The sequence below is a fragment of the Aureimonas altamirensis genome, assembly GCF_001463885.1.
In the GTDB taxonomy this organism is placed as follows: domain Bacteria; phylum Pseudomonadota; class Alphaproteobacteria; order Rhizobiales; family Rhizobiaceae; genus Aureimonas; species Aureimonas altamirensis.
In genome coordinates, this window is the sequence record NZ_BBWQ01000012.1 from 183,290 (window position 1) to 207,924 (window position 24,635).

Genomic DNA, 24,635 nt, shown 5'->3' on the forward strand with positions numbered 1-24,635 from the left:
TTGTTTGCGCACGCGGTCCGGGATCTGAATTTGCACGAGAGTGTGCTGCGCAAATGGATCCCTGACCATCGTCGCCTGAGGCGGTCGCCTGCTACTCGATTGGTTCCCAGCTTTGGTCGGCCGGATGGACCAGGCCGCGCAGCGAATGAACTGTCCACGCTGTTCACGGATCGCTTCCCGCGCATGGTGCAAATGGGCGAAGGCCTCGATTGGCCTATGCGGGTTAGCTTGCTGAGGTGATCGGTCGCGTCGAATAGGCTGGGTCGGCTAGCTTGCCTGTGTTTTTGCGGCCTACCCTCTCGACCTCGATCCGACCTCCCTGCCTTCACCCGTACGAACAGGTTCTCGTTGGCAGTATTATGTGGGGCGCGAATGCGACGAACGCGGCAAAGCTAAACCCCGCTCCAGTGCGTCCTATCGCCCCCTTCATAGACATCACATGCTTCCGTGGATTTGTTCGGAAATCTGCAAAGCTAAGTGCTGTCGCTTTCAATCCATCCGACAATTGACGGCAAAATGAAATTCATCCTAATTTTCTAATCCTGTGGGAGGAAGGGGATGGACGAAAGAAGTTATCAGCTCAAGCCAGGGCCGCCACCGGCTTCCATCCAGTCGATGCTGATTTTATCAAAGGTGACGAGGCTCTACGTTGGCCTGAAGCTAAAAGCTTTAAAATTGGACAACGGACAGGATGAGTTGCTGATCGCACTTCATTCAATCGGATCAACGACTGTATCGCAGATCGCCGATTTGATTCACGTTAGACCGTCGACCGTCTCGAAATCGATCGACCGGTTAGAGGCGAAGGGACTGGTACAAAGGCACCGGAACGAAATTGATGGACGCGTAAGGGTAGTGAGGCTAACTGAGGATGGTCACGCTCTCGCGCTACGCATTCAGGCGCTCTACATGGAAATTGATCGCGAGTTAGATCTAGACAAGGCGATAGGACTGAAAGGTGATGCACTGCACACCATTCAAACCCTGCTTGACCGCATCTGTAAGAAGCTTCGACGAATACGATAGCAGCATGGCAAGCGGGCGGCGCCACATCCCTCGCAGGGATGGCCGCAAAGTATGTTTGAATCGTGGGCTAGCTCTCACTCTTACTTGCGTCCAGAGCAAGTAAAGATGGCTGCAGGCTTCCCTGTCCCGCTCTCGCGTAGTCTAACGCCATCATTTCTAGCGGAGGTAGCGATGGAAACGCAACGGCGGAACAGATCGCGCAAAGATGCTGCGCTTTTTACGGTGGTTGCCTGACGTTGCGGCCTGCATCGCACCAACCTGCCGATACGCAAACTCAAGAGCGCATATCTATGCCGACCACCCGTGCTGTTGATCGGCATAAAGCGCTTCGATCCTTGTGATCTCATCCTCCGTCAGTGCCGCGAATTCCTTATCCCGTGCTCGCCTTGAGAGCTTGCCGCCGTTCTGGTGCAAGAAGCGGAAAAAAAGATCGAGCAGACGATCCGGCATATCGATCATGAGCGACACGCTGGCCTTGAACCCATCATAGGCTTTCAGAAACCTGGCCTCCTCCGGCAGATCGACATCGATCGTCCGCGTCACGCATTGGAACAGAAACTCTGCATGCGGTGTGGCATCGAAATAGCGGTAGAAATCCGTGGTGTCGTTCAGCACTTCGACATTGCCACGGTCGGTCGGCCTCCAGCGGACATGAGGCAGCAGGCGTCGCGAGTAGCTTTCGAGGATGCGGCGATATTCGTCGATACGATCAAGGATGACGGCTGAGACGGGAAAGACCAACCCGGGCGGATTGAACCCTCGCTCGGCGAGCACGTGATGGATGAGATAGCGGTGCAAGCGACCGTTCCCGTCCTCGAAAGGATGGATATAGACAAATCCGAAAGCGAGCGCAGCAGCAGCGAGGACCGGATCGAGATGCCTCGCGGCCCCTTTGTCGAAAGCAGCCAATCCATCGGTCAGGTCCGGCAGGTCCTCATGGCGGGCGCTAATATGGTCTGGGATCGGTGCGCCGCTCATGCGGTCATGCTCGCCAACGAACCCACCTTCCTGACGCAGGCCAAGATGAACAAAGCGGGCATCGCCGATAACGATGCGCTGCAATCGCTCCAGTTCCCTGCGGTCCACCGGACGGCGTCCTGCCTCCGCGATAGCCTGGCCCCAACGCTGAATGCGATCTGGGGGCGGGTCTTCGCCCTCGATCTGGAAACTGGATCGGGAGTCCTTGAGCAGGAGAAAGGCGGCGGTGCGCGCCAAAAGGTCCGCCGGAACATCGGCGATCACCCGGCGAGCTTCCTCTGCGAGATCCCGGGCCACGAAGGCGTCCAGTTCCGACGTGCGGAAGATCATCGGACACCAGGCACGTGTCCCGGGCAGATTGTTCTTCACCCGGTGACGTGAAGAGGTCTCACCCTGCGATGCCCATTGCTGTTCGGGATCGACGACGAGGGCATAGGTGCCACGGGGGGCGTTGGGCAGATCGAGCCGCTCGTCGAGCAGCCATTCGTAGAGGAACCAAAGCCGACGCGCATAGGATCCGGTCGGAGCCGCGCGAACGATCTCGGCGATGGCTTCGGGCCCTGTCGCGCGAAAGAGCCTTTTCAGAACGGCAAGATCCAGCCCCTCGTAGCGCAACGCAAAGGTCAAGTGGCCGATCAGATTGGCTTCGGGCGCATGGCGGGGCGTATAAAGTTTCCATCTCTCGGCCTGATAAATCCTGTGGCGGGGGCCGATCGCAGAGAGGGTAAAGGGGATTGGCACTGACAGGTCGAAGGCGTCGATCAGGGCGGCATAGCCGACTGGCAGAGCCATCTCCGGTAACCAGCGGCCGTGAATGACGCTAACGGGTCCTGAAAAGGGATTCTTCTGTCCTTGCTCCACGCTCTGCAGTGCTCATGTTTGAAATGCCGTACTGATAAGAGCATTGCCTGAAAAGCGGTTACGTGCAACGAATTTTGGTTTTCAGGACCTGCAAGGGTGAATTTCGATACTTTCCTGATAAGATAAGTACGCCCAGCCTATGCCGATGCGGGCAAACAAAATCACACTATGACACTATTTCAACAAAGGGAAAGAATCCTAATTAACGAAGGCTCTTACGCAATCTCTCTTAAATTAGCTCATCGCTTTTGGTCGATTCAACCACAGCGCAGCAAGTAGGTTCGCCATCATTCCGAACAAATTAAATGCTATAAAACATAACTCAAAGTTCAATTCCTTCTGTATCGACCATTCTCGCACGACCGGTTTGGGGCCAAGTCCGGACTGTCCGGTTTCGGCGAGGAATTTGCGTAAGCTGACTTGCAGCATCCGACACCCTTGCGGCCGTTGGCAAGCGGGCTTTTGTTAAATCGTGAGCGGACGTTCCGTATCAGGCTGTCTCGACCTCCAGCGTCAGGTGCGACAGATCGTGGATATGGGCCAGCTTCGCCCTGTAGGCCGCGAGCGGCTGGGGCTGGGTCGTGCTGATGGCGACGATCGCCGCATGATGCCCCGGGCCGATCTGCCATACATGGAGGTCGGTGATCCGATCCTCTGCGTTTTCGATCGCCTCGCGGATTTCCTGCGGCAGGTCCTCGTCCTCCGGAACGTAGTCTAGGAGGACGGCGCCTGCGTCCCGCACAAGGCCCCAGGACCAGCGCGCGATCACCAAGGCGCCCACGATGCCCATGACCGGATCGAGCCAGATCCAGCCGTAAAAGCTGCCGAGGACAAGCGCCACGATCGCTAGGACCGACGTCAGCGCGTCGGCGAGAACGTGCACATAGGCGGCGCGCAGATTGTTGTCGTGCCCGCCACCCTGGACGCTGTGCCCTTCGTGGTGGTCATGCCCGTGATGATGGCCGTGGCCGTGATGATGGCCGTGGTCGTCCTTCAGGAGCCAGGCCGAGGCGAGGTTGACGATCAGGCCGACGACCGCCACGCCGATGGCTTGGCTGAAGGCGATCGGCACTGGGTTCGTCAGCCGCAGCAAGCTCTCATAGGCGATGAAGAGCGCGATGAGCGCGAGGATCACGGCGCTGGCAAACCCCGCCAGATCCCCGAGCTTGCCGGTGCCGAAGGTGAAGCGCGGATTGGAGACATGCTTGCGGGCGTAGAAGTAGGCCCCGGCGGCGATCAGCATAGCGGCTGCGTGCGTCGACATATGAAGTCCATCGGCGACGAGTGCCATCGAACCATAGGCGACGCCCGCCACGATCTCGATCACCATCATCGAGACGGTCAGGGCGATCACCGCCCACACCCGTCGCTCATTGCGTCCGTGGTCCTCTCCTAGGAAGTCGTGCGTATGGGCAGGGGAGCGGGACGCATCGGACATCGGTCGAGCTTTCATTTCAGGTAGGTCTTCAGAACCGCGATCAGATCGGCCGCGCCTTTGGCTTTGTCGGCATCGGCTTCGCGGTCCGGATCGACGACGTGATGGCGGACATGATCTTCGATCAGCTCGACGGTCAGTCCGTTCACGGCTCCGCGGATCGAGGCGACGAGCTGGAGAACGTCGCCGCACGGCGTATCGTTCTCGAGAGCGCGAGCAACGGCGTCGAGCTGCCCCTGGAGGCGACGGACGCGGGCGACGAGCTTCGTAGGATCTTTCGAAAGGTGTGCCATAGCATACCCCCTACCCTATATAACTGAGCAGGTCTACATGCTGCTTGCCTCAACCTGCCGAATCCGATCGAGGATGATCGTCCGTGCCCAAAGTACCGTCCCCGTGTACCGAACAATGCCTCTACGATCCGCGTAACCGGTGGTGCAGCGGATGCGGGCGAACTCGTGAAGAGATTAGGACCTGGCAGAAGCTCACACCTTTCCGGCGGACCGCATTGCAATCCGAGCTTCGACGGCGCCTCAATCGTCTGGCAACGCGGGAGGGAACCGAGTGAGAAAGGTCGGACGACGTCCGCTATCCCTCGACAAGCCTTGCGGAGCTGACTGTCCGGCTTCCACCCCATCGAAGCTATTTATGGCCCGTCTGGTTCGGGGCCGACAACGGACTGTCCGTTTCTGGCTCAGGTCATGGGAAAGCGGCCGTTCAGCAAACGACCCGGTTTCCGTTGTTCACGCAGACATCCGCTCTGCCTGGAAGCAGACATTGCTACTTGTTCCATACGGTTCGGTACCGCTGGCGATTGGCACGTCACTGAGGCATGCTCCAAGCATGAACCGACGGATCAGATCGGAACGAAGCCAAATGGACTTTATGAATCTTTTGAAGTCCGTTGAGGAGTTGCTCTACGAGATCGTCTCTTGGCTTCTGTTCTACCCTCTGACCTTTTGGCGCTGCATCCGACATCCCCTGCGAATGATGAGCTACGCCAGTACCGAGTTGGCGGGTGATCCGGAGTCCCGCTTCGCCGAGGCGCTCAGTCCGCCGATCTTCATTTTCCTGACGCTGGGACTCGCCCACCTCGTGGAATTGCGCTTCGCGATGCCGACACGCGAGCTGACCGGGGTGCTGGCGGATGGACGCAACCTTCTTCTTTTTCGTGCAGTCCTGTTCAGCCTGTTTCCGCTGCTGTTCGCGATCCAGAGCGTGCGCCTTCAAGACCTTACCGTCACGCGCGAGACGCTGCGCGCTCCCTTCTACAGCCACTGCTACGTTGCCGCGCCCTTCGTGCTCTTCTTCGATCTCGCGGTCACACTTGGGCGGTACGGCTTCAAGGGGGCGGCTGGGTGGAGCTATGCGATCTTCGCCATCGGTCTTGCATGGTACGTCGCGGTTTTGGTGCGCTGGTTGTTCGCGCACACGGTCGTAGGGACCGCAGGTGCAGTTCTAAGGGTGACAGGAACGCTTGGGGCTGGCGCGCTGATCATCGTCGCGCTGACCCTCGCCATGGCGTTGGCAAGCGGGAACATGTGACAGCTTGCACTGCATCTGACCGCTGCCGACCCCATTTAAGGCATTTGTGGACGCCGCTCTGACCAACCAGAGCGTACGAGAATGGCGGATTATTGAACATTACAACTAGATTTGCAATATTGCAGGGATGAACGACGACTCAGCCGTGGCCGCCCTGTCTGCCCTTGCTCACTCCGACCGTCTTGCTGCGTTCCGGATGCTCGTCCGCGCAGGCCCGAACGGCATGGCATCGGGTGAGATCGCTGAGGCTTTGTCCGTACCGCCAACGCGGATGAGTTTTCATCTGGCGACGCTGGAGCGCTCGAAGCTCCTGCGCTCGTGGCGCGACGGGCGCCGCATCCTCTACGCGGCGAGCTACGACGACATGCGCCAGCTCCTTGCCTTTCTGACCGAGGACTGCTGCTCCGGGAACCCGGAGATCTGCGGAAACCTCGGCGATGCGTTCGCTTCCAACTGCGCCCCGGAGGCCTGCCGATGAGTGCCCGACCCTTCAACGTCCTGTTCCTGTGCACGGGCAACTCAGCCCGCTCGATCCTCGCCGAAAGCATCCTGCGAAAGGATGGCGAGGGACGCTTCAACGCCTTCTCCGCCGGTAGCCAGCCCAGGGGAGAGGTCAATCCTCTGGCGATCGAGACCCTGCGCGAGTACGGATACCCGACCGACGGTCTGCGCTCCAAGCGGTGGGACGAGTTCGCTGGGCCAGCCGCGCCCGTCATGGATTTCGTTTTCACGGTCTGTGATCAGGCCGCCGGCGAGGCGTGCCCCGTCTGGCCGGGCCAGCCAATGACGGCGCATTGGGGCATCGAGGATCCGAGTCACGAGAACCGCGAGGGGCTTTGGAAGCAGGCCGCCTTCGCGCAGGCATTTCGCTACATGAGGAACCGGATCTCAGTCTTTGTCTCGTTGCCCTTCGAGAGCCTGGAGCGCACCAGCTTGAACGCGAAGATGGGTGGAATCGGGCAGCTCGAGGGCGCCTCCGCCCGCCGCCCCGACGTCGCCTGAGGACTATGCCATGACCGTCACGATTTACCACAACCCCGCCTGCGGCACGTCCCGCAACACGCTGGAGATGATCCGCCAGTCCGGCGAGAAGCCTCAGGTCATCGAATACCTGAAGGACCCGCCGAGCCGCGCGCGTCTGATCGAACTGATCGAGGCCATGGGCATCCGGCCTCGCGACCTCCTGCGCGAAAAGGGCACGCCCTATGCCTATCTCGGGCTCGGGAATGAGACACTGTCCGACGACGCTCTTCTCGACGCAATGATCGCGCATCCGATCCTCATCAACCGTCCGATCGTCGTGACGGACAAGGGAGCGGCGCTGTGTCGTCCGTCGGAGAAGGTGCTGCCGCTTCTCGCCAATCCGGTCGCAACCTTCACCAAGGAGGATGGCGAGTTTGTCGGGGTCGAGGATCCCACGGCGTGACCGACCCTGTCGTCCTCGATCTGCCGAATGTTGATCCGGTCCAGCTTCGCTCGATCAACGCGCACGCGCTGGCCGGCGCCGGGGCGCCGTCTCACCCGCCTCGCATCCTCGTCCTCTACGGCTCCATCCGCGAGCGCTCCTACTCCCGGCTGCTGTCCGAGGAGGCCAGTCGGCTACTCCGATGGTTCGGCTGCGAGGTGCGGACCTTCGACCCCCGCGGCCTTCCGCTCCCCGACGGGGCAGAGCCCGACCATCAGAAGGTCAAGGAACTACGCAACCTCGCCGACTGGTCCGAGGGCATGGTCTGGGTCAGCCCGGAACGCCACGGGGCGATGACCGGGATCATGAAGGCGCAGATCGACTGGATACCACTTGCGCTCGGCGCGACGCGGCCGACGCAGGGCAAGACTCTTGCCGTCATGGAGGTGTCCGGCGGCTCGCAGTCCTTTAACGCCGTGAACCAGATGCGCATCCTCGGCCGCTGGATGCGCATGGTCACGATCCCGAACCAGTCGTCGGTCCCGAAGGCCTTCTTGGAGTTCGACGAGGCAGGCCGCATGAAGCCCTCTGAACTTTACAGCCGCGTCGTCGACGTCTGCGAGGAACTGGTGAAGTTCACGCACCTCGTGCGCGGTCGCTCCACCTACTTGACGGACCGCTACTCTGAGCGCGTCGAGAGCGCCGAGAAGCTTTCCGAGCGCGTGAACCAGCGCACTCTCTGACCCTCAAGCTTCAGGACCTCCCATGCTCGCCCTCGCGATCTTCGTCGCCACCCTCGTCCTTGTGATCTGGCAGCCACGCGGGCTCGGCATCGGCTGGTCGGCGCTGGCCGGCGCCGCGGTCGCATTGGCGACTGGCGTGGTCGGCTGGGCCGACGTGGAAACCGTCTGGCATATCGTCTGGGACGCGACCTTCACCTTTGTCGCGCTGATCGTCATCTCGCTGATCCTCGACGAAGCGGGCTTCTTCGCATGGTCCGCGCTCCACGTCGCCCGTTGGGGCAAAGGCGACGGACGGCGCCTGTTCCCGCTCATCGTCGTACTCGGCGCGGCCATCGCGGCTGTCTTCGCCAATGACGGCGCGGCGCTGCTTCTTACCCCGATCGTGCTCGCCATCCTTCTTCGCCTGAACTTTCCACCCGCCGGAGCGCTCGCTTTCGTCGTTGCGTGCGGGTTCGTCGCCGACACGACAAGCCTACCGCTGGTGGTGTCGAACCTCGTCAACATCGTCACCGCAAATTTCTTCGGCATTTCCTTCGGCCAGTACGCTGTGGTGATGGTCCCGGTAAATCTGGTCTCGCTCGGCGCCACGCTCGTCGTGTTGTGGGCATACTTCCGCAAGGACATTCCGGCGACCTACGAGGTGAGCCGGCTGGAGGAACCGGCCGGCGCCATTCGCGACCATGCAGTGTTCCGGACCGCGTTCCCGCTACTCGGCCTTCTGCTCGTCGCCTACCTCGTGACGGGGCCGCTCGGCGTGCCGATCGCCTTCGTCACAGGGGCCGCCGCCCTAGTTCTAATGACGGTTGCCGGACGTTGGCTCACCGGCGGGCGGGGCGCGGTTGTCCCTCTGGCCAAGGTGCTGCGCGAGGCGCCGTGGCAAATCGTCCTGTTCTCGATCGGCATGTATCTCGTCGTCTATGGGCTCGGTAACGCCGGCCTGACGGACATCGCCGCGAGCGTGCTGCATTGGCTTGCCGACCGGGGGACGTTCGTCGCGACCCTCGGCACGGGCGTCGTCGTGGCGGCGCTCGCCTCCATCATGAACAACATGCCGGCGACGCTCGTCGGGGCGCTCGCCATTGACCGCGCTGATGTCGCGCCCCTGACGCGCGAGCTCATGATCTACGCCAACGTCGTCGGTAACGACCTCGGGCCGAAGTTCACGCCTATCGGATCGCTCGCGACGCTGCTCTGGCTCCACGTCCTAGCCAGAAAAGGCCAGCGGATCACCTGGGGCCAGTACATGCGGGTCGGGTTGGTGCTTACCCCGCCTGTGTTGCTGGCGACCCTTGTCGCCCTGTGGTTATGGCTTCCGGTCGTCTCCACGAGATGAAGGCTGCGCCGGGTGTCTGGGGCGACATCCTCGCCCTCGGGGTCAGCCAGATCGTCGGCTACGGCACGCTCTACTACAGCTTCGGCATCCTCGCCCCCGCCATGGCCCGAGATATCGAATGGCCTGTCGCATGGGTATTCGGTGCCCTTTCTGCCGCGCTACTCGCGGGTGGACTAATCGCTCCATGGACAGGGCGCTGGCTTGACCGCTTCGGAGCCAGACGTGTCATGGCGGCGGGGTCCGGCGCGGCCGCGACGGCGCTCGTCGCCGCCGCTTTCGCTCCTGCGGCCGCCCCGTTCGTGATCGCGCTCGTCGCGATCGAGGTCGCGTCCACGTTCGTCCAGTACGGGGCAGCTTTTCCGTTCCTGGTCCAGCGTCACCCGGGAACGGCACAGCGGAGCATCCTTTACCTGACGCTGATCGCCGGCTTCGCCTCGACGCTGTTCTGGCCACTGACGACGTGGCTTCACGCGACGATGTCGTGGCGGGAGGTCTACCTCGTCTTCGCGGCCATGAACGTCGCGGTCTGCCTGCCTATTCACCTGTGGCTGTCCAGTGGGCCGAATTCCACGCCACGCTCGGCGGCCGGGGCTGAACCAGTCGCTTCTGTAAACCCGGCGAGGGGCCTCGTGCCGCCGTCCCTTCGGTCGCGTGCCTTCCTCGTGATGGGTGTCGCTTTCGCCTTCCAGAGCCTCGTGATCTCGTCCGTGCTGGTCCACATGCTGCCGATCCTGTCGGCGCTCGGGCTGGGTCTCGCGGGCGTCATGGTCAGCGCCGTGTTCGGGCCGGCGCAGGTCGCGGGCCGCTTCACCCTCATGGTGTTCGGGCGGAACCTGTCACCGCTGGCGCTCGCGGTGATCTCCGCCGCCCTTCTGCCCGCCTCCCTGGTGCTCCTCGCGGCCACCGCGCCATCGCCAGTCGGGGCCGCCGGCTTCGCGGCCCTGTTCGGCCTCGGGAACGGCCTCTACAGCATCGTCGGGGGCACCCTGCCGCTCGCTCTCTTCGGCCCCGAGGGGTACGGCGCGTTGCAGGGGCGCGTCACGTGCATTCGGCTGATCGTCGGCGCGGTGGCACCGTTCGCCTTTGCCCTTACGGCGGACTGGATGGGTATGGGCGACAGTCTGCTGGTCACGACAATCCTCGGCTGCGGGGCGGTCGTCGCCTTCGCCGCCGTCGGGATCCTCATCAAGAACGCAGGCTGTGCACCGTCGAACGGGTCGGCAGATGTCAGCTCTGACGCGTGACTGATCCTGAGCGGACAGTCCCCTTTCCACCCCATCGAAGCCATTCATGGCCCATCTAGTTCGGGGCCGGTAGCGGTCTTTCCGGTTTGACTGAGCTTCCAGCTAAACCGGACATCAAGTGACCCTTAACAGCCCCGCGCTAAGCACCTGAACATTTGTGAAATGTTCCGGACGAGGCACAGTTCGACCATTGGACCTCGCGGGGATCCCCGCTAGATACAGGTTTGGATATCGAACCCAATGAACTTGCCCGTGACCCAGGTAGCGAAGCTGGCTCCACCGACGCCGATAACTCCAATCACAACGAACACAACTCGATGCCATAAGGCCCTGCTTGATAACTGGGTGAACGCGGTGTCAAAGTTTGCCTTCACCTGATCGAATTCCTTCAACAGCCGTCGCTGCTGGCGCTTGAACTCGAATGTCACGGCGTTCAGCGTCAGCCACTGGTTCACGATGGAGGCGATCAGGAAGAGCACGATGATCCACGCGCCACCGACGACCGCCAGATTGGTCCATACCTCGATGCCGCAATCGTCGGCTGGTTTGAGCTGCGAAGCCACCACAATGGTGGCCAAATGAATTGCCAGGATTCGGCCCTGAATGTCTACGAAGGTCTTGTGGACGCGGGCGATGAACTCGGCGTGGGCGCTTTCAACTTCTTGCCGGATCTTGGAGTAGGTGAAGCTCGATGCGAACAACACGTACCCGGCCGAGACCCGCTCGGCCAGGCCAACGACCTCACGGATTATGTAACGGAAGCGCTGTGAGGCCAGGAGGCCGGCGACAAGGTCGATGACGGCCTCGGACAGGATCGTCAGCTTCGGCTCAAGATGCACAGGGTCGGCGAGGCCTTGCTAAACGATGTTGCCTCCGAGCAGGGCATTGACCTAATACCCGTCGATGAACTCTTTCGATCAGTCGCTTTTCCTCGCCCTCAACGCATCGACGGAGCATTTCAGGTCCCTTGCCTGGGCAGCCTTCCTGGTCGCCAAGTTGGTGATCTATCTCGTCCCGGTGCACCTTATCCTGCTCTGGGTGCTCGGGGGCAGCGCGGCCCGAAGAGCAGCGCTTACGCTGTTTGCGTCACTCATCCTGGCCTTGGCTGCGAGCTATCTTCTCGGTGCGCTTTTTCCCGCGCAACGCCCCTTCCAGATCCCGCTCGGACATCAGCTGCTCGACCATCGCGGCAGCCCTTCCTTTCCGAGCAACCACGGGCTCATCATGTTCACCTATGCGATGACGCTGGCGCTCCTCGGCTGGGGACGGCTCGCCGCGACCGTCGCCATCGCCGGGATCGCGGTGGCCTGGTCACGCATATATCTGGGCGTCCATTTCCCCTTCGACATGGCAGGTGCGCTCATTTTGTCGCTTCCGGTCTCCTGGCTGGCCGTCCGGCTCAACATGGCCTTCGGCCGGACATGGACCGGGCTTCTCGAACACGCCTATCTTTCCGTGGCCGGGGCGCCGGACGGTTGGATCAAGCGGTGGACGGGAACCGCCCGTACACCGCATGGGCCGACACGCGGCCGATGACCCATCCAGCCTATGGCGCGCCGGATCGTGGCACCAATGGTAACGCCGCGCTCCCCGCCGACCGGCCGGAGCGTCGAAACCCGTCACAGGCCGTACGGCGCCTGCGCTGCCTATATCACGGACGCAGCAAGGGCGCCCTGCGCTACCAGCGCGCGGTCCTCCTCATCGATTTCGTGATCATTGCATTCTTCGTCGCCACGCCGGTTCTGCGCGACCAGGCCATCTTCCTATGGGTAGACTACGCCATTGCCCTCGTCGTTGCGGCGGAGTTGGCCGCACGCGGGCTCGCATCGCGTGATCGCCGGCTCTGGTTGCGCGAACCGGCGGTCCTCGTCGACATAGTGGTCCTGATCACGCTCATGTTCCCGTACACGTTCGCCAACTGGGGCTTCCTGCGGATCGTCCGACTGTGGACCATGTCGCGGAACGACGTGTTTTGGCGTGCTTTCCTGGGCGGATCACTGCGGCGGTGGGAGGAAACGGTTCGTGCGTCGCTCAACCTCGTCACCTTCCTGTTCGTGTCGACCGGCTTCGTCTACACCTTCTTCTTTCGTGACGGATCAGGCCTGGAAGGCTACGTCGATGCCTTCTACTTCACGGTCGCAACGGTGACGACGACGGGGTTCGGCGACATCACGCTGCCGGGTACGATGGGAAAGCTCACCTCGATCGTCATGATGATCTGCGGCATTTCCCTGTTCGTCCGCCTCGGGCAATCCCTCTTCCGGCCGGCCAAGGTCGTCTATCCCTGCCCGCAATGTGCCCTGCAGAAGCACGACCTAGACGCGGTCCACTGCAAGGCCTGCGGTCATATCCTGAAGATCCCCAATCCCGGGCGATGACAGGCTCCTTGCCAAGCGAGCCGCGGTAGAGCTGTGCAGGAGCGCCGCCAACTGAAAATGCTCGCACCCCCGCTGGGTCGAGCGTCAACTCCAATCATAATCGAACGAAAGCCGCAGGATGATTAGAGCTCTTTACGACTGGACCCTTCGCCTCGCCGCCAAACCACGGGCGAATTACGCGCTGGGCGCCGTCTCCTTCGCGGACAGTTCATTCTTTCCGGTTCCGCCGGATATCTTGCTGATACCCATGGTGATCGCGAATCGCCGGCGGGCTTGGCGGCTCGCCTTGATCTGCACGCTCACCTCGGTCCTCGGCGCCATTGCAGGATATGTCATCGGCGCCGCGCTTTTCGAGCAGGTCGCACGGCCCATACTTGCACTCTACGGCTACTCCGAACGCTTCGCCGAGTTCGCTATCACCTATAACGAGTATGGCGCCTGGATCGTGCTGATCGCCGGCCTGACACCGTTCCCCTTCAAGGTGGTGACGATCGCCAGCGGCGCAACGAGCCTGGATTTCGTCAGCTTCGTCCTGTTGTGCACGCTGGCACGCGGAACGCGCTTCTATCTGGTCGCAGGACTACTCTACGCCTTCGGCCCACCGATCCGGGATTTCATCGAACGCAGGCTCGGTCTCGTCTTCGTGGTCCTTCTGGTGCTGCTCATCGGTGGCTTCGCCATTCGTTACTTTGCCTGACTGGGGCGGCGTGGCGCGGCGAACCGCAACTCAAGATCCGGTCACAAGAGCGTGAGCTCGACTGTAGCAACGTTGCCATAACGCGGTTTCTGAAAGAGACCTGAACCAAGGAGAGATTCGCCACTTGCACAGATATGCTCGGGCAATCTCTTGCTGCAGGGGAGGGTTTGAGTGAGCGCGACATTACTAATCGTGATCGGGCTGGTGTGCTTTGCCATCGGCTATTTCGTTTACTCGAAGTTCGTCGCGGAAAAGATTTACGCGCTCGACCCGAACTACGTGACGCCGGCCCATTCCATGAAGGACGGCATCGATTACGTACCGACCAATCGCTTCGTTCTATGGGGCCATCACTTCACATCGGTCGCCGGTGCGGCCCCGATCGTTGGTCCCGCCATCGCGGTCATCTGGGGCTGGGCTCCGGCCTTCGCCTGGGTCGTGCTCGGCACCATCTTCTTTGCCGGCGTGCATGATTTCGGCGCCCTCTGGGCCAGCGTGCGCAACAAGGGCCAGTCCATCGGTGCGCTAACGGCGAACGTCCTCGGCCCGCGGGCACGCAACGTGTTCATGCTGGTCATCTTCCTGCTGCTGCTCATGGTGAACGCGGTCTTCGCCGTCGTGATTGCCGGCCTGCTCGTCCGTTTCCCCACATCCGTCATTCCGATCTGGGGCGCCATCGTCGTGGCGCTCGCCATCGGCCAGTTGATCTACCGCCACCATGTGGGACTGCTCTGGCCTTCGGTGATCGGCGTCGTCGTCCTGTACGCGATGATCTGGCTGGGCCAGGCCGTGCCCATCACCCTGCCCGATAGCGTCTTCGGCATGAACCCGACGACGCAGTGGATCCTGCTGCTCTTCATCTATGCCGGGATCGCGTCGCTCTTGCCGGTCTGGGTCCTCCTGCAGCCGCGGGACTACATCAACGGCCTGCAGCTCTTCGTCGGCCTGATTCTCCTGTACGGGGCCACGGTTCTTGCCGGCCCGAGCATCGTGATTCCGGCCTTCAACACCGACGTTCCTCCGGGAACCCCGAGCTTCATCCCCCTTCTGTTCGTGACGATCGCCTGCGGCGCTGTCTCCGGCTTCCACGGCCTCGTCTCGTCGGGAACCTCGTCCAAGCAGCTCAACAAGGAAACCGATGCCAGGTTCGTCGGCTACTTCGGCGCCGTCGGCGAAGGCATGCTCGCCTTGGCGGCCATCGTCTGCGCCACGGCGGGCTTCGCCTCGCTCGAAGCCTGGAAGGGGGTCTACACGCAGTTCTCAGCCGGCGGGGTCAACGCCTTCGTCGAAGGCGGTGCTAACATCCTGTCCAATGGCATCGGGCTCGACGTCGGCATCTCGGCCACAATCCTGACCGTGATGGCGGCGCTCTTCGCCGGGACAACCATGGATACGGGCCTGCGCCTGCAGCGTTACGTCGTCCAGGAAGTTGGAGAGATCACCGGTGCCGCGCCGCTGAAGAGCGGAATGGGCGCAACCTTCATCGCGCTCGCCTGCTGCTTGGCGCTTGCCTTCGGCGCGGGCTCGGGTGGTGCGGGCGGAATGCTCATCTGGCCCCTGTTCGGAACCACCAACCAGCTCTTGGCCGGATTGACCCTGTCCATCATCGCCGTGATGCTGATGCGGCTGCGCCGACCCGTCATCTACGTCCTTATCCCGCTCGTCTTCCTGCTGACTATGTCGATCTTCGCCCTGTTCATCCAGCTCGGCACCTTCGTGAGCAGCGGGCAGTGGCTCCTCGTCACGCTGAACCTTGCCGTGCTGGCCGCCGCGATGTTCGTCACCTTCGAGGCCGTGATGGCAATGAAGCGGGAGCGGGAGGCCCAGGCGGCGCAGGCGGCGAAATGACCCGGGACCTCTTCTCCGCCATATCCGACGGGCTGCGCGAGTTCTATGTCGCCCCGTACCGTCGGACATTCGCCCGCGCGGCGCGGGAGGAGGAAGACCTGTTCATGATGCTGGCCATGAGCGAGGCGCTCGGCGTACCGAACCCGGTGACCTACTATACGCTGGAGCTTCTGCCCGAGATGCTGGACCGGTACCACGACTGGCACCGCCGCATGGGGCTGCCCCACTCGCCCCTCGACGGGTTGCGATGCTGCTAACACCGCTTTCCAGCCGTAGGCTGCTCTTCTTCGGCGGCAAGGGCGGCGTCGGAAAGACGACGCTGGCATCCGCCGTCGCGGCGGGCCTGGCCGACAGTGGCAAGCGGGTGCTCCTGGCATCCACCGACCCTGCGCATAATCTCGGCCATATATGGGGGCGCGAGGTCGGCCCCCGGCCGGTTCGGCTGGCGGCGGGGCTGGACGCGCTGGAGATCGATCCGTCGGAAACGGTCGACGCCCATCTTTCGGCCGTGGCCGACACGTTGCGGCCGCTGCTGCCCGAACGCCTGCGCGCCCCGTTGCAGCATCATCTCACCCTGGCGCGCGATGCCCCCGGCATGGCGGAAGCCGCCCTTCTGGAAAAGATGGCCAATATCGTCGGCGCCGGCCTTTCCTCCCATGACGTCGTCATCTTCGATACGGCACCGTCCGGCCATACGTCGCGGCTCCTGGAACTGCCCGAGCAGATGGCGGCCTGGACCGAGGGCATGATGGGACGCCGAGACAGGGCCGACCGGTTCAAAGCGGCCCTCGGCCAGTTTCGGGCCGACAGTCCCGACACGGCGAGCGAGACGCGCGAGCATACGATCCGCCACGTCCTTTCGAAGCGCCGCGACACGTTCAACACCATGCGCGCCGCCCTGACGGATGAAGGGCTGACGGCCTTCCTCATCGTTCTGGCGGCGGAGCGGCTGCCTGTGCTCGAAAGCCTGGAACTCGACACCCGGCTTCGGCGCGCGGGCATACCGGTGGCGGGCTTTATCCTGAACCGCCTGGCGCCGGCCGATGCCGGCGCGTTCCAGGACGCGCGTCGCGCCGGCGAGCGCCCCTACGTCGCGCAGATGCAGGATGCCGCAGGCCCGCGCCTTCTGGCCCGCCTTCCCATGCTGGCATCCGAAATTGTGGGGCCGGACGCGCTGCTGCAATTCTTTCGTTCCGAAATTGCTGTACCATCCTGAGCCGCTAGACTCTGGGGGTGACCGCATCTATGCCCCGGTCCGGGGGGTGAACTTTTTCGGAGTTGCACAACAATGACAGTCCTTATCGACGCCTTGAACGGCGTTCTGTGGAATTACATCCTCATATACGGGCTTCTCGCGGTCGGTATTCTCTTCACCTTTCGCCTGGGCTTTCTACAGCTCCGCCACTTCCCCGAATTCTTCCGGGTCGTCTCCAAGTCCGAAACGACGGACAAACACGGCATCAGCCCCTTCCAGGCCCTGACCATCTCGCTCGCGTCCCGCGTCGGTACCGGCAACATCGCCGGCGTTGCCGTCGCACTGTCGCTTGGCGGACCCGGCGCCATCTTCTGGATGTGGGTCGTCGCGTTCCTCGGAATGGCGACGGCCTATGCCGAATCCACCCTCGCCCAGCTCTACAAGGTCGAGAATGCCGAAGGCCAATATCGCGGCGGCCCGGCCTTCTACATCGCCAGGGGTCTTCGTGCTCCCTGGGCGGGTAGCCTCTTCTCGATCTTCCTCATCCTGTCCTTCGGCCTCGTCTTCAACGCTGTCCAGGCGAATTCGATCGCCGATGCGATGGAAGGGGCCTTCGGCTTAAACAAGCTGTGGGTGGGCATCGCCGTCGCGATCCTGTCCGGCATCATCATCTTCGGCGGAATCCGTCAGATCGCCCGCGTCGCGGAGGTCATCGTCCCCGTCATGGCCGGGCTCTACCTGCTCCTGGCCATCGCCGTCGTGATCATGAACCTGTCGGAGATTCCCAGCGTCCTCGCATTGATCTTCAGCCACGCTTTCGGGCTTCAGGAAGCCGCCGGCGGTGTCACGGGCGGTGTCCTGGCCGCAATGCTCAACGGGGTGAAGCGCGGCCTCTTCTCGAACGAAGCAGGGATGGGTTCGGCACCCAACATCGCAGCCGTCGCAACGCCGCAACCACACCATCCGTCGTCACAGGGTTTCGTGCAGGCGCTCGGCGTCTTCATCGACACCATCGTCATCTGCACCTGCACCGCCATCATGATCCTTCTGTCGGACGTCTACCAGTTCGGCGGGCCGATCGAAGGCGCTACGCTGACGCAGAATGCGCTGAATGAGCAGTTCGGTGCCTTCGGACTGTATTTCATAGCAGTGGCAATCTTCTTCTTTGCCTTTACTTCGATCATCGGCAACTTCGCCTATGCCGAAAATGCGATGGCCTTCCTGCGCGCCGACGGAAAGCTCCCGATGACGCTCCTGCGGCTCGCTGCCATGGCCATGGTGGTCTGGGGCGCCTATGAAAGCGTGGCGACCGTCTTCAACGCCGCGGATGCGTCCATGGGACTGATGGCGACCATCAATCTTATCGCGATCGTGCTCCTGTCCGGTACGGTGGTCAAACTGACCCGCGACTACTTCCGGCAACGTACCGCGGGCAAATCGCCGGTCTTCGTAGCGGATGATTATCCGGAACTGCAGGGCCGCATCGATAGGGATATCTGGTCGAAGTGACGGCTGATAATGTTCCGGTTCCGGAACACCATCTCGCAATCTGCGTAAGCATAGATTCTTTGTGAGCGTGTTGACGCGGCTCGCTTCTGCCCGCTATCCCGCGTGGTGATAATTGGGGATCTGTGCTTACGTGGCGATAAGCTTAACTCTGCTATTCATCATTTCGGGCTTGAGCTTCTGGCTGCTGCGCCTGACCGGTGCGCGGCTCGGCGCGGCGGCAGCGCTCATCCCCTTCGCCCTGTTCGTATGGTTTTTTCTCTATCTGCCGGACATCGGCAGTGGGTTCGAAGTCGTCGAAGACATCAGCTGGGTGCCTTCACTCGGGGTTTCCCTGACCTTCCGGCTGGACGGGTTCTCCCTGCTGTTCACCCTTCTGGTGACCGGCATCGGAACCCTGGTCGTCTTGTATGCCAACGCCTATTTCTGCGATGCGCCCGCCACACGGCGCGCCAGCTTCATCGGCCTGATCCTCTTGTTCATGGCGGCGATGCTCGGCACGGTATGGTCCGACCATCTCATCGGCCTCTATGTGTTCTGGGAGCTAACTAGCCTCTTCTCCTATCTCATCATCGGCTTCGACGCCGCCAAGAAGGATGCGCGCAAGGCGGCCCTGCAATCGCTGATCGTCACGGCGGGCGGCGGACTGGCGCTCTTCGGCGGTATCCTCCTGATGGGCCTGGCGCTGGATACCTGGTCCCTGTTGCAGATCGCCATGCGCGGCCCGGAGCTTGCCGCTTCGCCGCTCGCACCGGCCATCCTAGTGCTCGTGCTCATCGGCGCATTCACCAAGTCTGCGCAGTTCCCGTTCCATTTCTGGCTGCCCAACGCCATGGCCGCGCCGACACCGGCTTCAGCCTTCCTGCACTCGGCTACCATGGTCAAGCTGGGCGTCTACCTTCTGGCCCGTTTGGACGCCCCCTTCTCAGCCATGCCCGCCTTCGGGCCGACGCTCGTCTTCTTCGGGGCGCTGACGCTGCTGGTCGCCGCGCTGCGCGCGCTGATGCAGGGCGGCTTCAAGGCCATCCTGGCGCAGTCGACCGTCGGCTCGCTAGGCCTGCTCGTCATGCTCATCGGCCTCGGCGGCACTGTCGCCAGCGTTGCGGTCGTCACCTTCATCCTCGCCCATGCGCTGTACAAGGCGGCCCTGTTCTTCTGCGCCGGCACGGCCATCCATGCGACGCACCAGCCCGACGTCCTTGCCATGCGTGGCCTCGGCAAGCGCCTGCCGCTCACGGCAACGGCTTGCGTACTCGCGGCACTGGCGATGGCCGGCCTGCCGCCTTTGTTCGCCTTCATAGCCAAGGAAACGATCTTCGAGGCGATGCTGGACGATCGTGCGGGTGCCTTGCTGCTGGTCGCCGCGGTCGTCGGCAACGCGGCCTTCGTGATGATCGGCCTGACGGCGGCGCTGCGGCCCTTCCTGCTGGGCTCGGCAGCCCCATCGAAAATCTATCATGGGGAATCGCCGGGCCTCGTCGCCGGGCCACTGCTGCTCGGAGCGGCGGGCCTTCTGTTCGGCCTTTTCCCCAATTTCGCCGAACCGCTGACCAATGCGGCGGCCACGTCGATCGCGGGCCAGGAGGTCGCCTTTTCGCTGTATCTCTGGCACGGCGTTACGCCCATGCTGATGCTCAGCCTTGCCGTGGTGGCGCTCGGCGTCCTGCTCTACCTGGCCTGGCCGCTCGCCGTGCGTTGGCTCGGCAGCAATGTGGTGCTGGCCAGGCTCCTTGGCGATGCCGGATACAACCGCCTGTTCGACGGCACGCTGGCGCTGGCCCGCCTGTCCACCCGCATGCTGCAGAATGGCGACCAGCACCGCTATACGGCGATCGTCATGGCAACGGTCCTCGCCGTGTCGGCAGGGACGCTGGTTCTGGTCGCACCGTCGACGCAACTGGACCTGTCCATGGAAGGCTTCCGACTAGCACCGACCGCCGTGCTGATCCTGATGGTGGCGGGCGGCATCATCGCGACACGTGTGCGTTCGCTCCTGACCGCTGTCGTGTCCATGGGCATGATCGGCTTCGGCTCGGCGCTGATCTTCCTCCTGAACGGTGCGCCGGACCTTGCCCTGACCCAGTTTTCGGTCGAAGTGCTGATCGTCCTGATCCTGACGGCGCTTCTTCTGCGCACTCCGGTTCGACGCGGTCATTCGCGCACCCGTTCCGAACGGGGCATGGATGCGGCGATGTCGGTGGGATTCGGCCTCCTGCTCTTCGCCGGCCTCCTCGCCATGACCGGCGCGCCGCTCGACCTCAGCCTTTCCGAATTCTACGGACGCGCCTCCTATGCCGAGGCCTATGGCCGTAACGTCGTCAACGTCATCCTGGTGGACTTCCGCGCCCTCGATACGATGGGGGAAATCGCGGTGATCTGCCTGGCTGCGATCGGCGTCTGGGGAATGCTGCGTGTCCGTGGCGCGCATCGCGGGGGGAAATCCGCATGAGCTCGCTCGTCCTGTCGGCGATGTCCCGCATCATCTTCGTGATCATGTTCGCGGTGTCGCTCTTCATCCTTTACCGGGGCCACAATTTCCCAGGCGGCGGCTTCGTGGGCGGCCTCGTGGCGGCTTCGGGATTTGCGGTCCTGGCGCTTGCGGATGGCGCGGTATCCGCACGCAAAGCCCTGTATTTCCACCCCGTGGCGCTGACGGGTTGCGGCCTGACCATGGCCATCGCCAGCGGACTGCCAGGGCTGGTGACTTCGTCGTCCTACCTCACCCATTGGTGGCTCCACATCGGAAGCTTCCACACCGGCACCGCACTCATCTTCGATATCGGCGTCTATTTCGTCGTGATCGGCGGCGTCATGGCCATGGTGCTGCGCTTCTACGAGGAATTCGAAGCATGAACCTGATCTACGCGCTGGCGATCTCGGCGCTGGCGAGCTGCGGGGTCTACTTGCTTCTATCGCGCCACGTCATCCGCATCATCATCGGCGTCGCCATCCTGTCGGCGGCGGTCAATCTGGTGATCCTGTATAGCGGGCGGATCGTCAGCAGCCTTCCGCCCATCATGCCGGCCGACGTGTCGGAACTGGGCATGGACACCGCAAACCCCCTGCCGCAAGCGCTTATCCTGACGGCCATCGTCATCGGCTTTGCCTTGACGGCCTTCGCATCGGCGCTTGCGCTCCAGCTGATGCGCTCGAACGGAGCCGACGACACGGGCGATCTGAACGATGCGGAGCGCCTCGGCAGCCCCTTCGACGGCGAGGAGCACCGTTGATGGGGAGCATGATAATGACGAACGCCGTCCTCTGGCCGGTCCTGGCGCCCGTGCTGGCCGCCGGCCTGACGGCGCTTCTTTGGAATTTCCGCAAGGCGCAGCGGATCGTTTCCATGCTCGGCACGCTGGCGACCTTCGTGGCCGGCCTCTACCTGTTACGGCGGGTGAATATGGATGGCGTGGTGGCCGTCCAGTTCGGTGCCTGGGCAGCACCCTTCGGAATCAGCTTCGTGGCGGATCGGCTGGCCGCCGCCATGGCCGCCATCACCGGCCTCATGGCCCTTGCAACGATGATCTTCGGATCGGCCGACATCCGGCAGCGGGAAGAACGTGCCGGCTTCCACCCGCTCTTTAACGGGATGCTGGCGGGCGTCAACGGCGCCTTCCTGACGGGGGATATCTTCAACCTCTATGTCTGGTTCGAGATCATGCTCATCACGGCGATGGGCCTGCTCGCGATCGGCCGCACCCGCGCTCAGCTCGACGGCGTCTTCAAGTATGCCGTGCTGAACCTTCTGTCGACGCTCCTGTTCCTGATGGCCGTCGGTATGCTCTACGGCGTTTCCGGCTCGCTCAACATGGCCGATATCGCACTGAAGCTGCGCGGCGCGGAACCCTCCCTGACGCTCGTAATCGTGGGCGTCCTCCTGTTCTGCGGCTTCGGCATCAAGGCAGGCTACTTCCCGCTGTTCTTCTGGCTTCCGGCCTCCTACCACACGGCGTCGATCACCGTAGCAGCCATCTTTGCCGGCCTTCTGACGAAGGTGGGCGTCTATGCCTGCTTCCGGGTCTTCACCCTGATCCTGCCCATGGAGACCTCGGGCCTCGGACCGGTGATGGCGGTGATCGCAGCCGGCACCATGGTGTTTGGCGTCTTCGGGGCCGCGGTGCAATGGGATGTGCGGCGGATCCTGTCTTTCCACATTGTCAGCCAGATCGGATACATGCTCCTGGGTCTGGCCTTGGCGACACCCGCAGCCCTGGCGGGCGGCATCTTCTATATCGTCCACCACATCATCGTGAAGGCGAACCTGTTCCTGATCGCCGGCGCCATCCATCGCGGCTCGGGCAGTTTCGATCTACGCAGGAGCGGCGGCCTCCTGGCGGCCCACCCTCTCCTGGCCGTCCTGTTCCTGATCCCCGCTCTGTCGCTGGGCGGCATTCCGCCCTTGTCCGGCTTCTGGGCCAAGTTCATGGTCATCGACGCCACGTTTGGCGCGGAGCGCTGGTGGCTTGCGGGCCTAGGGCTCTTCGTCGGCCTGCTCACCCTCTACTCGATGAGCAAGATCTGGGCCGAAGGCTTCTGGAAGCCCGCACCGCAGTGGCAGAAGCGCAGGCGCCCCGTTCCGGCGCCCTTCTACGCCGCGATCATGCTGCTGGCAGCCCTGACGGTGGCCATCGGGCTCTTCGCGCAGCCATTCGTGGCCTTTGCCGAAGCGGCCGCCCAGCAGTTGGTGGATCCCACGCAGTACATCGAAACCGTGTTGGGCATGAGGATCGGCTGATGGCAAACTCGCTCACGTCTCGCACCGTTGCCGGCTCGGAACTCTTCATCGTCTTCTTCCGGGAACTGATGATCTCGTCGTTGGCGGTCGCACGCGCTGCCTTTGCGCGCAACCCGGCAACGCGCTCGGCGATCGTGGCCGTGCCCGTTACGCTGAAGACGGACCTTGGTATCACAACGCTTGCCAATATGATCACCCTGACGCCCGGCACCTGCTCACTGCATGTCAGCGATGACCGCAACTGGATCTACGTCCATGCGCTCGATGCGCCGGACACAGAAGGCGTCGTCCGCGGCATCGTGTCGACTTTTGAGCAGCGGATACGGAGGGTGGAACCATGATCGAACAGCTCGATCACATACTCAGCATCGTCAACGGCACGCTCATCTCGTTGCTGGTCGTTCCGCTGGCCATGACCTTCTGGCGCATGGCGCGGGGCCCCGGCTTCGCCGACCGATTCATCGCCATCGATATGCTGACGGGCATCGCCATCACGCTTGCGGCGCTGACGGCCGATTTGACGGGCCGCCGGGAATTCCTGGATGTCGCGGTCGGCGTCGCGCTGATCTCCTTCGTGGCGACATGCGCCTTCGCAGCCTTCCTGGAACGGAGACGTTGATGAGCGCACTGCTTCTCGTCCTTACGGTCGTCTTCAAGCTGATTGGCGTCACCTTCATCTTCGCGGCCGCCCTTGGCCTCATCCGCTTCCGCGATCCGTTCCAGCGCATGCATGCCGCAACGAAGGCGGGTACTGTCGGCGCGATCTTCACGGTCCTTGGAACCATATGTTCGATGCAAGGTGTCGGACCAACAATCATTGGTGTCTTCGTCATAGCCTTCCTGCTGCTGACCGTTCCAGTCGCTGGCCATCTGCTTGGCCGCGCGGCCTACATGTCGGGCGGTAAGATTGACGGGCTCGTTGGCGATGACGCACTTACCGGCGTGATCGAGCGGCGGCAAACGTCACTTGAGGAGCGGATCGCAGCCGAACGGAAGTGATAGGTCTCGTCGACCATCGACTGTTTCGACGATCCGGAGGCGCAGACGCGTCCGGGCTCGTTCAGGGCACAGGAGAATCCTGGCGCAGTTTATTCGCGCACGCGTCCAGCCTTTTGGCCTTGGACGTCTTCTGTGCATCGATCCGGTCCTTGTGATGACGCCGGTTGGACCAGAATGCAAAGGCAATGAATGCTGCGACGGCAACAATGACGAGAAGGTCGATCGGGGTCATGCATAGTGTCTCTGACGCTGGTAGCCTGTCCAACGTTTTTCCAAGACCTGCATCCGCCTTCTGGCGCCTGCACTCGGCAGGGATATCAATCGCTTCCCCGCCGTTCGGCAAGATCGCATACTTCAAGACTTTGTGAGGGCTGCACGGCCGCAGCTACTCCTTCAATTGCAAGCTCTCGAGCAACCTGCGTGATCAAGCCGTAAAGGCTGTACAGTGTATCATCGGCATCGCGCGCCTTGGTATATACTGCAAAGGGCTCCTGTAGGCCCTGTGCGCAGCGATTCTCGGCGCCAACGATGGGATGGTCCCAGCCGCCCGCTTTGTTGTCGGCGCAGCTGCAGCTTCAGCATCAACGAGCGTTAAATCGTATTTTCGAAACCGCTGGCTTGGCTGCTGCCGCGATGTAAAAAGTCGCCAGCGAGTACGTTTCAGTTAGTTCGCGGTTGGATACGGAGAAGGCCAACATCCAACGCGA

28 protein-coding genes are annotated in these 24,635 nt (G+C 62.5%); 23 read left to right on the forward strand and 5 right to left on the reverse strand.

Going from position 1 to position 24,635, the window contains the following annotated elements:
* Positions 1 to 558 precede the first annotated feature (558 nt).
* Entirely contained in the window at positions 559 to 1,026 is a 468-nt protein-coding gene (locus AUL31_RS10920; RefSeq protein ID WP_060605918.1) for a MarR family winged helix-turn-helix transcriptional regulator, read from the forward strand.
* Between the two features lie 288 nt (positions 1,027 to 1,314).
* Here the strand turns inward: AUL31_RS10920 and AUL31_RS10925 are convergent, their stop codons facing one another.
* The 3 genes from AUL31_RS10925 to AUL31_RS10935 all read right to left on the reverse strand — a co-directional run bounded on the left by AUL31_RS10925 (position 1,315) and on the right by AUL31_RS10935 (position 4,593).
* On the reverse strand, positions 1,315 to 2,796 hold the full coding sequence (locus AUL31_RS10925) for a Fic family protein (RefSeq protein ID WP_082646902.1): 1,482 nt from the start codon (positions 2,794 to 2,796) through the stop codon (positions 1,315 to 1,317).
* Between the two features lie 559 nt (positions 2,797 to 3,355).
* Positions 3,356 to 4,303, reverse strand: coding sequence for a CDF family Co(II)/Ni(II) efflux transporter DmeF (gene dmeF, locus AUL31_RS10930; protein ID WP_060605924.1), 948 nt, complete (start codon positions 4,301 to 4,303; stop codon positions 3,356 to 3,358).
* 11 nt (positions 4,304 to 4,314) lie between these two features.
* Positions 4,315 to 4,593 carry a metal/formaldehyde-sensitive transcriptional repressor gene (locus AUL31_RS10935; RefSeq protein WP_060605927.1) on the reverse strand — a complete coding sequence of 93 codons (279 nt, stop codon included), beginning with the start codon at positions 4,591 to 4,593 and terminating at the stop codon, positions 4,315 to 4,317.
* 83 nt (positions 4,594 to 4,676) lie between these two features.
* Between AUL31_RS10935 and AUL31_RS20000 the strand changes: the two genes are divergently transcribed.
* The 8 genes from AUL31_RS20000 (at position 4,677) to arsK (ending at position 10,570) form a co-directional block, all read left to right on the forward strand.
* Positions 4,677 to 4,868, forward strand: a complete 192-nt coding sequence (locus AUL31_RS20000; protein WP_073469106.1) for a DUF1289 domain-containing protein — start codon at positions 4,677 to 4,679, stop codon at positions 4,866 to 4,868.
* A gap of 308 nt (positions 4,869 to 5,176) precedes the next feature.
* Positions 5,177 to 5,845, forward strand: a complete 669-nt coding sequence (locus AUL31_RS10940) for a hypothetical protein (protein ID WP_060605930.1) — start codon at positions 5,177 to 5,179, stop codon at positions 5,843 to 5,845.
* 127 nt (positions 5,846 to 5,972) lie between these two features.
* On the forward strand, positions 5,973 to 6,323 hold the full coding sequence (locus tag AUL31_RS10945; RefSeq protein ID WP_060605934.1) for an ArsR/SmtB family transcription factor: 351 nt from the start codon (positions 5,973 to 5,975) through the stop codon (positions 6,321 to 6,323).
* Positions 6,320 to 6,847: an arsenate reductase ArsC gene (locus tag AUL31_RS10950; RefSeq protein ID WP_060605941.1), complete on the forward strand. Its 528-nt coding sequence runs from the start codon at positions 6,320 to 6,322 to the stop codon at positions 6,845 to 6,847. Before AUL31_RS10945 ends, AUL31_RS10950 begins: the two co-directional genes overlap by 4 nt.
* A gap of 10 nt (positions 6,848 to 6,857) precedes the next feature.
* Positions 6,858 to 7,271: an arsenate reductase (glutaredoxin) gene (gene arsC / locus AUL31_RS10955; protein ID WP_060605945.1), complete on the forward strand. Its 414-nt coding sequence runs from the start codon at positions 6,858 to 6,860 to the stop codon at positions 7,269 to 7,271.
* Positions 7,268 to 7,993, forward strand: a complete 726-nt coding sequence (gene arsH, locus AUL31_RS10960; RefSeq protein ID WP_060605948.1) for an arsenical resistance protein ArsH — start codon at positions 7,268 to 7,270, stop codon at positions 7,991 to 7,993. Before arsC ends, arsH begins: the two co-directional genes overlap by 4 nt.
* 22 nt (positions 7,994 to 8,015) lie before the next feature.
* Positions 8,016 to 9,326, forward strand: a complete 1,311-nt coding sequence (locus AUL31_RS10965; RefSeq protein ID WP_060605951.1) for an arsenic transporter — start codon at positions 8,016 to 8,018, stop codon at positions 9,324 to 9,326.
* Positions 9,323 to 10,570 carry an arsenite efflux MFS transporter ArsK gene (gene arsK / locus AUL31_RS10970; protein WP_060605955.1) on the forward strand — a complete coding sequence of 416 codons (1,248 nt, stop codon included), beginning with the start codon at positions 9,323 to 9,325 and terminating at the stop codon, positions 10,568 to 10,570. Before AUL31_RS10965 ends, arsK begins: the two co-directional genes overlap by 4 nt.
* A 212-nt stretch (positions 10,571 to 10,782) precedes the next feature.
* On the opposite strand, the gene AUL31_RS10975 is transcribed toward arsK, so the two are convergent.
* On the reverse strand, positions 10,783 to 11,409 hold the full coding sequence (locus AUL31_RS10975; protein ID WP_060605958.1) for a hypothetical protein: 627 nt from the start codon (positions 11,407 to 11,409) through the stop codon (positions 10,783 to 10,785).
* A gap of 64 nt (positions 11,410 to 11,473) precedes the next feature.
* Here AUL31_RS10975 and AUL31_RS10980 point away from each other — a divergent pair, with 64 nt between their 5' ends.
* The 14 genes from AUL31_RS10980 to mnhG all read left to right on the forward strand — a co-directional run bounded on the left by AUL31_RS10980 (position 11,474) and on the right by mnhG (position 23,928).
* On the forward strand, positions 11,474 to 12,106 hold the full coding sequence (locus tag AUL31_RS10980; protein WP_060605962.1) for an undecaprenyl-diphosphatase: 633 nt from the start codon (positions 11,474 to 11,476) through the stop codon (positions 12,104 to 12,106).
* Complete coding sequence (locus tag AUL31_RS10985; RefSeq protein WP_060605965.1) at positions 12,103 to 12,948, forward strand: potassium channel family protein; 846 nt, start codon at positions 12,103 to 12,105, stop codon at positions 12,946 to 12,948. The genes AUL31_RS10980 and AUL31_RS10985 overlap by 4 nt, the downstream gene beginning before the upstream one ends.
* Positions 12,949 to 13,066: 118 nt before the next feature.
* The gene (locus tag AUL31_RS10990; RefSeq protein ID WP_060605968.1) at positions 13,067 to 13,645 is read left to right on the forward strand and encodes a YqaA family protein; all 579 of its coding nucleotides are present in this window, start codon (positions 13,067 to 13,069) and stop codon (positions 13,643 to 13,645) included.
* A 171-nt stretch (positions 13,646 to 13,816) separates the two neighbouring features.
* Positions 13,817 to 15,493 (forward strand): carbon starvation CstA family protein, encoded by a 1,677-nt coding sequence (locus AUL31_RS10995; RefSeq protein WP_060605971.1) that lies wholly within the window; start codon positions 13,817 to 13,819, stop codon positions 15,491 to 15,493.
* Positions 15,490 to 15,750 carry a cory-CC-star protein gene (locus AUL31_RS11000; RefSeq protein WP_060605973.1) on the forward strand — a complete coding sequence of 87 codons (261 nt, stop codon included), beginning with the start codon at positions 15,490 to 15,492 and terminating at the stop codon, positions 15,748 to 15,750. The genes AUL31_RS10995 and AUL31_RS11000 overlap by 4 nt, the downstream gene beginning before the upstream one ends.
* Entirely contained in the window at positions 15,741 to 16,709 is a 969-nt protein-coding gene (locus AUL31_RS11005) for an ArsA family ATPase (RefSeq protein ID WP_060605975.1), read from the forward strand. The genes AUL31_RS11000 and AUL31_RS11005 overlap by 10 nt, the downstream gene beginning before the upstream one ends.
* 72 nt (positions 16,710 to 16,781) lie before the next feature.
* Positions 16,782 to 18,197, forward strand: a complete 1,416-nt coding sequence (locus AUL31_RS11010; protein ID WP_060605977.1) for an alanine/glycine:cation symporter family protein — start codon at positions 16,782 to 16,784, stop codon at positions 18,195 to 18,197.
* A 130-nt stretch (positions 18,198 to 18,327) separates the two neighbouring features.
* A complete protein-coding gene (gene mbhE / locus AUL31_RS11015) occupies positions 18,328 to 20,643 on the forward strand; it encodes a hydrogen gas-evolving membrane-bound hydrogenase subunit E (protein WP_060605979.1) in 2,316 nt (771 codons plus the stop codon).
* Complete coding sequence (locus AUL31_RS11020; RefSeq protein WP_060605982.1) at positions 20,640 to 21,047, forward strand: MnhB domain-containing protein; 408 nt, start codon at positions 20,640 to 20,642, stop codon at positions 21,045 to 21,047. Before mbhE ends, AUL31_RS11020 begins: the two co-directional genes overlap by 4 nt.
* Positions 21,044 to 21,424: a sodium:proton antiporter gene (locus tag AUL31_RS11025; RefSeq protein WP_060605985.1), complete on the forward strand. Its 381-nt coding sequence runs from the start codon at positions 21,044 to 21,046 to the stop codon at positions 21,422 to 21,424. The genes AUL31_RS11020 and AUL31_RS11025 overlap by 4 nt, the downstream gene beginning before the upstream one ends.
* Before the next feature lie 14 nt (positions 21,425 to 21,438).
* Positions 21,439 to 22,929 (forward strand): Na+/H+ antiporter subunit D, encoded by a 1,491-nt coding sequence (locus AUL31_RS11030; protein WP_143190164.1) that lies wholly within the window; start codon positions 21,439 to 21,441, stop codon positions 22,927 to 22,929.
* On the forward strand, positions 22,929 to 23,270 hold the full coding sequence (locus tag AUL31_RS11035; protein ID WP_060605991.1) for a Na+/H+ antiporter subunit E: 342 nt from the start codon (positions 22,929 to 22,931) through the stop codon (positions 23,268 to 23,270). Before AUL31_RS11030 ends, AUL31_RS11035 begins: the two co-directional genes overlap by 1 nt.
* The gene (locus AUL31_RS11040; protein ID WP_060605994.1) at positions 23,267 to 23,548 is read left to right on the forward strand and encodes a monovalent cation/H+ antiporter complex subunit F; all 282 of its coding nucleotides are present in this window, start codon (positions 23,267 to 23,269) and stop codon (positions 23,546 to 23,548) included. The genes AUL31_RS11035 and AUL31_RS11040 overlap by 4 nt, the downstream gene beginning before the upstream one ends.
* Positions 23,548 to 23,928: a monovalent cation/H(+) antiporter subunit G gene (gene mnhG / locus AUL31_RS11045; protein ID WP_200801672.1), complete on the forward strand. Its 381-nt coding sequence runs from the start codon at positions 23,548 to 23,550 to the stop codon at positions 23,926 to 23,928. Before AUL31_RS11040 ends, mnhG begins: the two co-directional genes overlap by 1 nt.
* Before the next feature lie 61 nt (positions 23,929 to 23,989).
* Here the strand turns inward: mnhG and AUL31_RS20325 are convergent, their stop codons facing one another.
* Positions 23,990 to 24,160, reverse strand: coding sequence for a hypothetical protein (locus AUL31_RS20325; RefSeq protein WP_156417291.1), 171 nt, complete (start codon positions 24,158 to 24,160; stop codon positions 23,990 to 23,992).
* Positions 24,161 to 24,635 lie beyond the last annotated feature (475 nt).

Excerpts from the sequence above, each read along its gene's own strand:
- AUL31_RS10920 (WP_060605918.1), top strand. The coding sequence starts at position 559 with ATGGACGAAAGAAGTTATCAGCTCAAGCCAGGGCCGCCACCGGCTTCC.
- AUL31_RS10925 (WP_082646902.1), bottom strand. The coding sequence starts at position 2,796 with ATGGCTCTGCCAGTCGGCTATGCCGCCCTGATCGACGCCTTCGACCTG.
- dmeF (WP_060605924.1), bottom strand. The coding sequence starts at position 4,303 with ATGTCCGATGCGTCCCGCTCCCCTGCCCATACGCACGACTTCCTAGGA.
- AUL31_RS10935 (WP_060605927.1), bottom strand. The coding sequence starts at position 4,593 with ATGGCACACCTTTCGAAAGATCCTACGAAGCTCGTCGCCCGCGTCCGT.
- AUL31_RS10940 (WP_060605930.1), top strand. The coding sequence starts at position 5,177 with ATGGACTTTATGAATCTTTTGAAGTCCGTTGAGGAGTTGCTCTACGAG.
- AUL31_RS10945 (WP_060605934.1), top strand. The coding sequence starts at position 5,973 with ATGAACGACGACTCAGCCGTGGCCGCCCTGTCTGCCCTTGCTCACTCC.
- AUL31_RS10950 (WP_060605941.1), top strand. The coding sequence starts at position 6,320 with ATGAGTGCCCGACCCTTCAACGTCCTGTTCCTGTGCACGGGCAACTCA.
- arsC (WP_060605945.1), top strand. The coding sequence starts at position 6,858 with ATGACCGTCACGATTTACCACAACCCCGCCTGCGGCACGTCCCGCAAC.
- AUL31_RS10965 (WP_060605951.1), top strand. The coding sequence starts at position 8,016 with ATGCTCGCCCTCGCGATCTTCGTCGCCACCCTCGTCCTTGTGATCTGG.
- arsK (WP_060605955.1), top strand. The coding sequence starts at position 9,323 with ATGAAGGCTGCGCCGGGTGTCTGGGGCGACATCCTCGCCCTCGGGGTC.
- AUL31_RS10980 (WP_060605962.1), top strand. The coding sequence starts at position 11,474 with ATGAACTCTTTCGATCAGTCGCTTTTCCTCGCCCTCAACGCATCGACG.
- AUL31_RS10985 (WP_060605965.1), top strand. The coding sequence starts at position 12,103 with ATGACCCATCCAGCCTATGGCGCGCCGGATCGTGGCACCAATGGTAAC.
- AUL31_RS10990 (WP_060605968.1), top strand. The coding sequence starts at position 13,067 with ATGATTAGAGCTCTTTACGACTGGACCCTTCGCCTCGCCGCCAAACCA.
- AUL31_RS11000 (WP_060605973.1), top strand. The coding sequence starts at position 15,490 with ATGACCCGGGACCTCTTCTCCGCCATATCCGACGGGCTGCGCGAGTTC.
- AUL31_RS11005 (WP_060605975.1), top strand. The coding sequence starts at position 15,741 with ATGCTGCTAACACCGCTTTCCAGCCGTAGGCTGCTCTTCTTCGGCGGC.
- AUL31_RS11010 (WP_060605977.1), top strand. The coding sequence starts at position 16,782 with ATGACAGTCCTTATCGACGCCTTGAACGGCGTTCTGTGGAATTACATC.
- AUL31_RS11020 (WP_060605982.1), top strand. The coding sequence starts at position 20,640 with ATGAGCTCGCTCGTCCTGTCGGCGATGTCCCGCATCATCTTCGTGATC.
- AUL31_RS11025 (WP_060605985.1), top strand. The coding sequence starts at position 21,044 with ATGAACCTGATCTACGCGCTGGCGATCTCGGCGCTGGCGAGCTGCGGG.
- AUL31_RS11030 (WP_143190164.1), top strand. The coding sequence starts at position 21,439 with ATGACGAACGCCGTCCTCTGGCCGGTCCTGGCGCCCGTGCTGGCCGCC.
- AUL31_RS11035 (WP_060605991.1), top strand. The coding sequence starts at position 22,929 with ATGGCAAACTCGCTCACGTCTCGCACCGTTGCCGGCTCGGAACTCTTC.
- AUL31_RS11040 (WP_060605994.1), top strand. The coding sequence starts at position 23,267 with ATGATCGAACAGCTCGATCACATACTCAGCATCGTCAACGGCACGCTC.
- mnhG (WP_200801672.1), top strand. The coding sequence starts at position 23,548 with ATGAGCGCACTGCTTCTCGTCCTTACGGTCGTCTTCAAGCTGATTGGC.
- AUL31_RS20325 (WP_156417291.1), bottom strand. The coding sequence starts at position 24,160 with ATGACCCCGATCGACCTTCTCGTCATTGTTGCCGTCGCAGCATTCATT.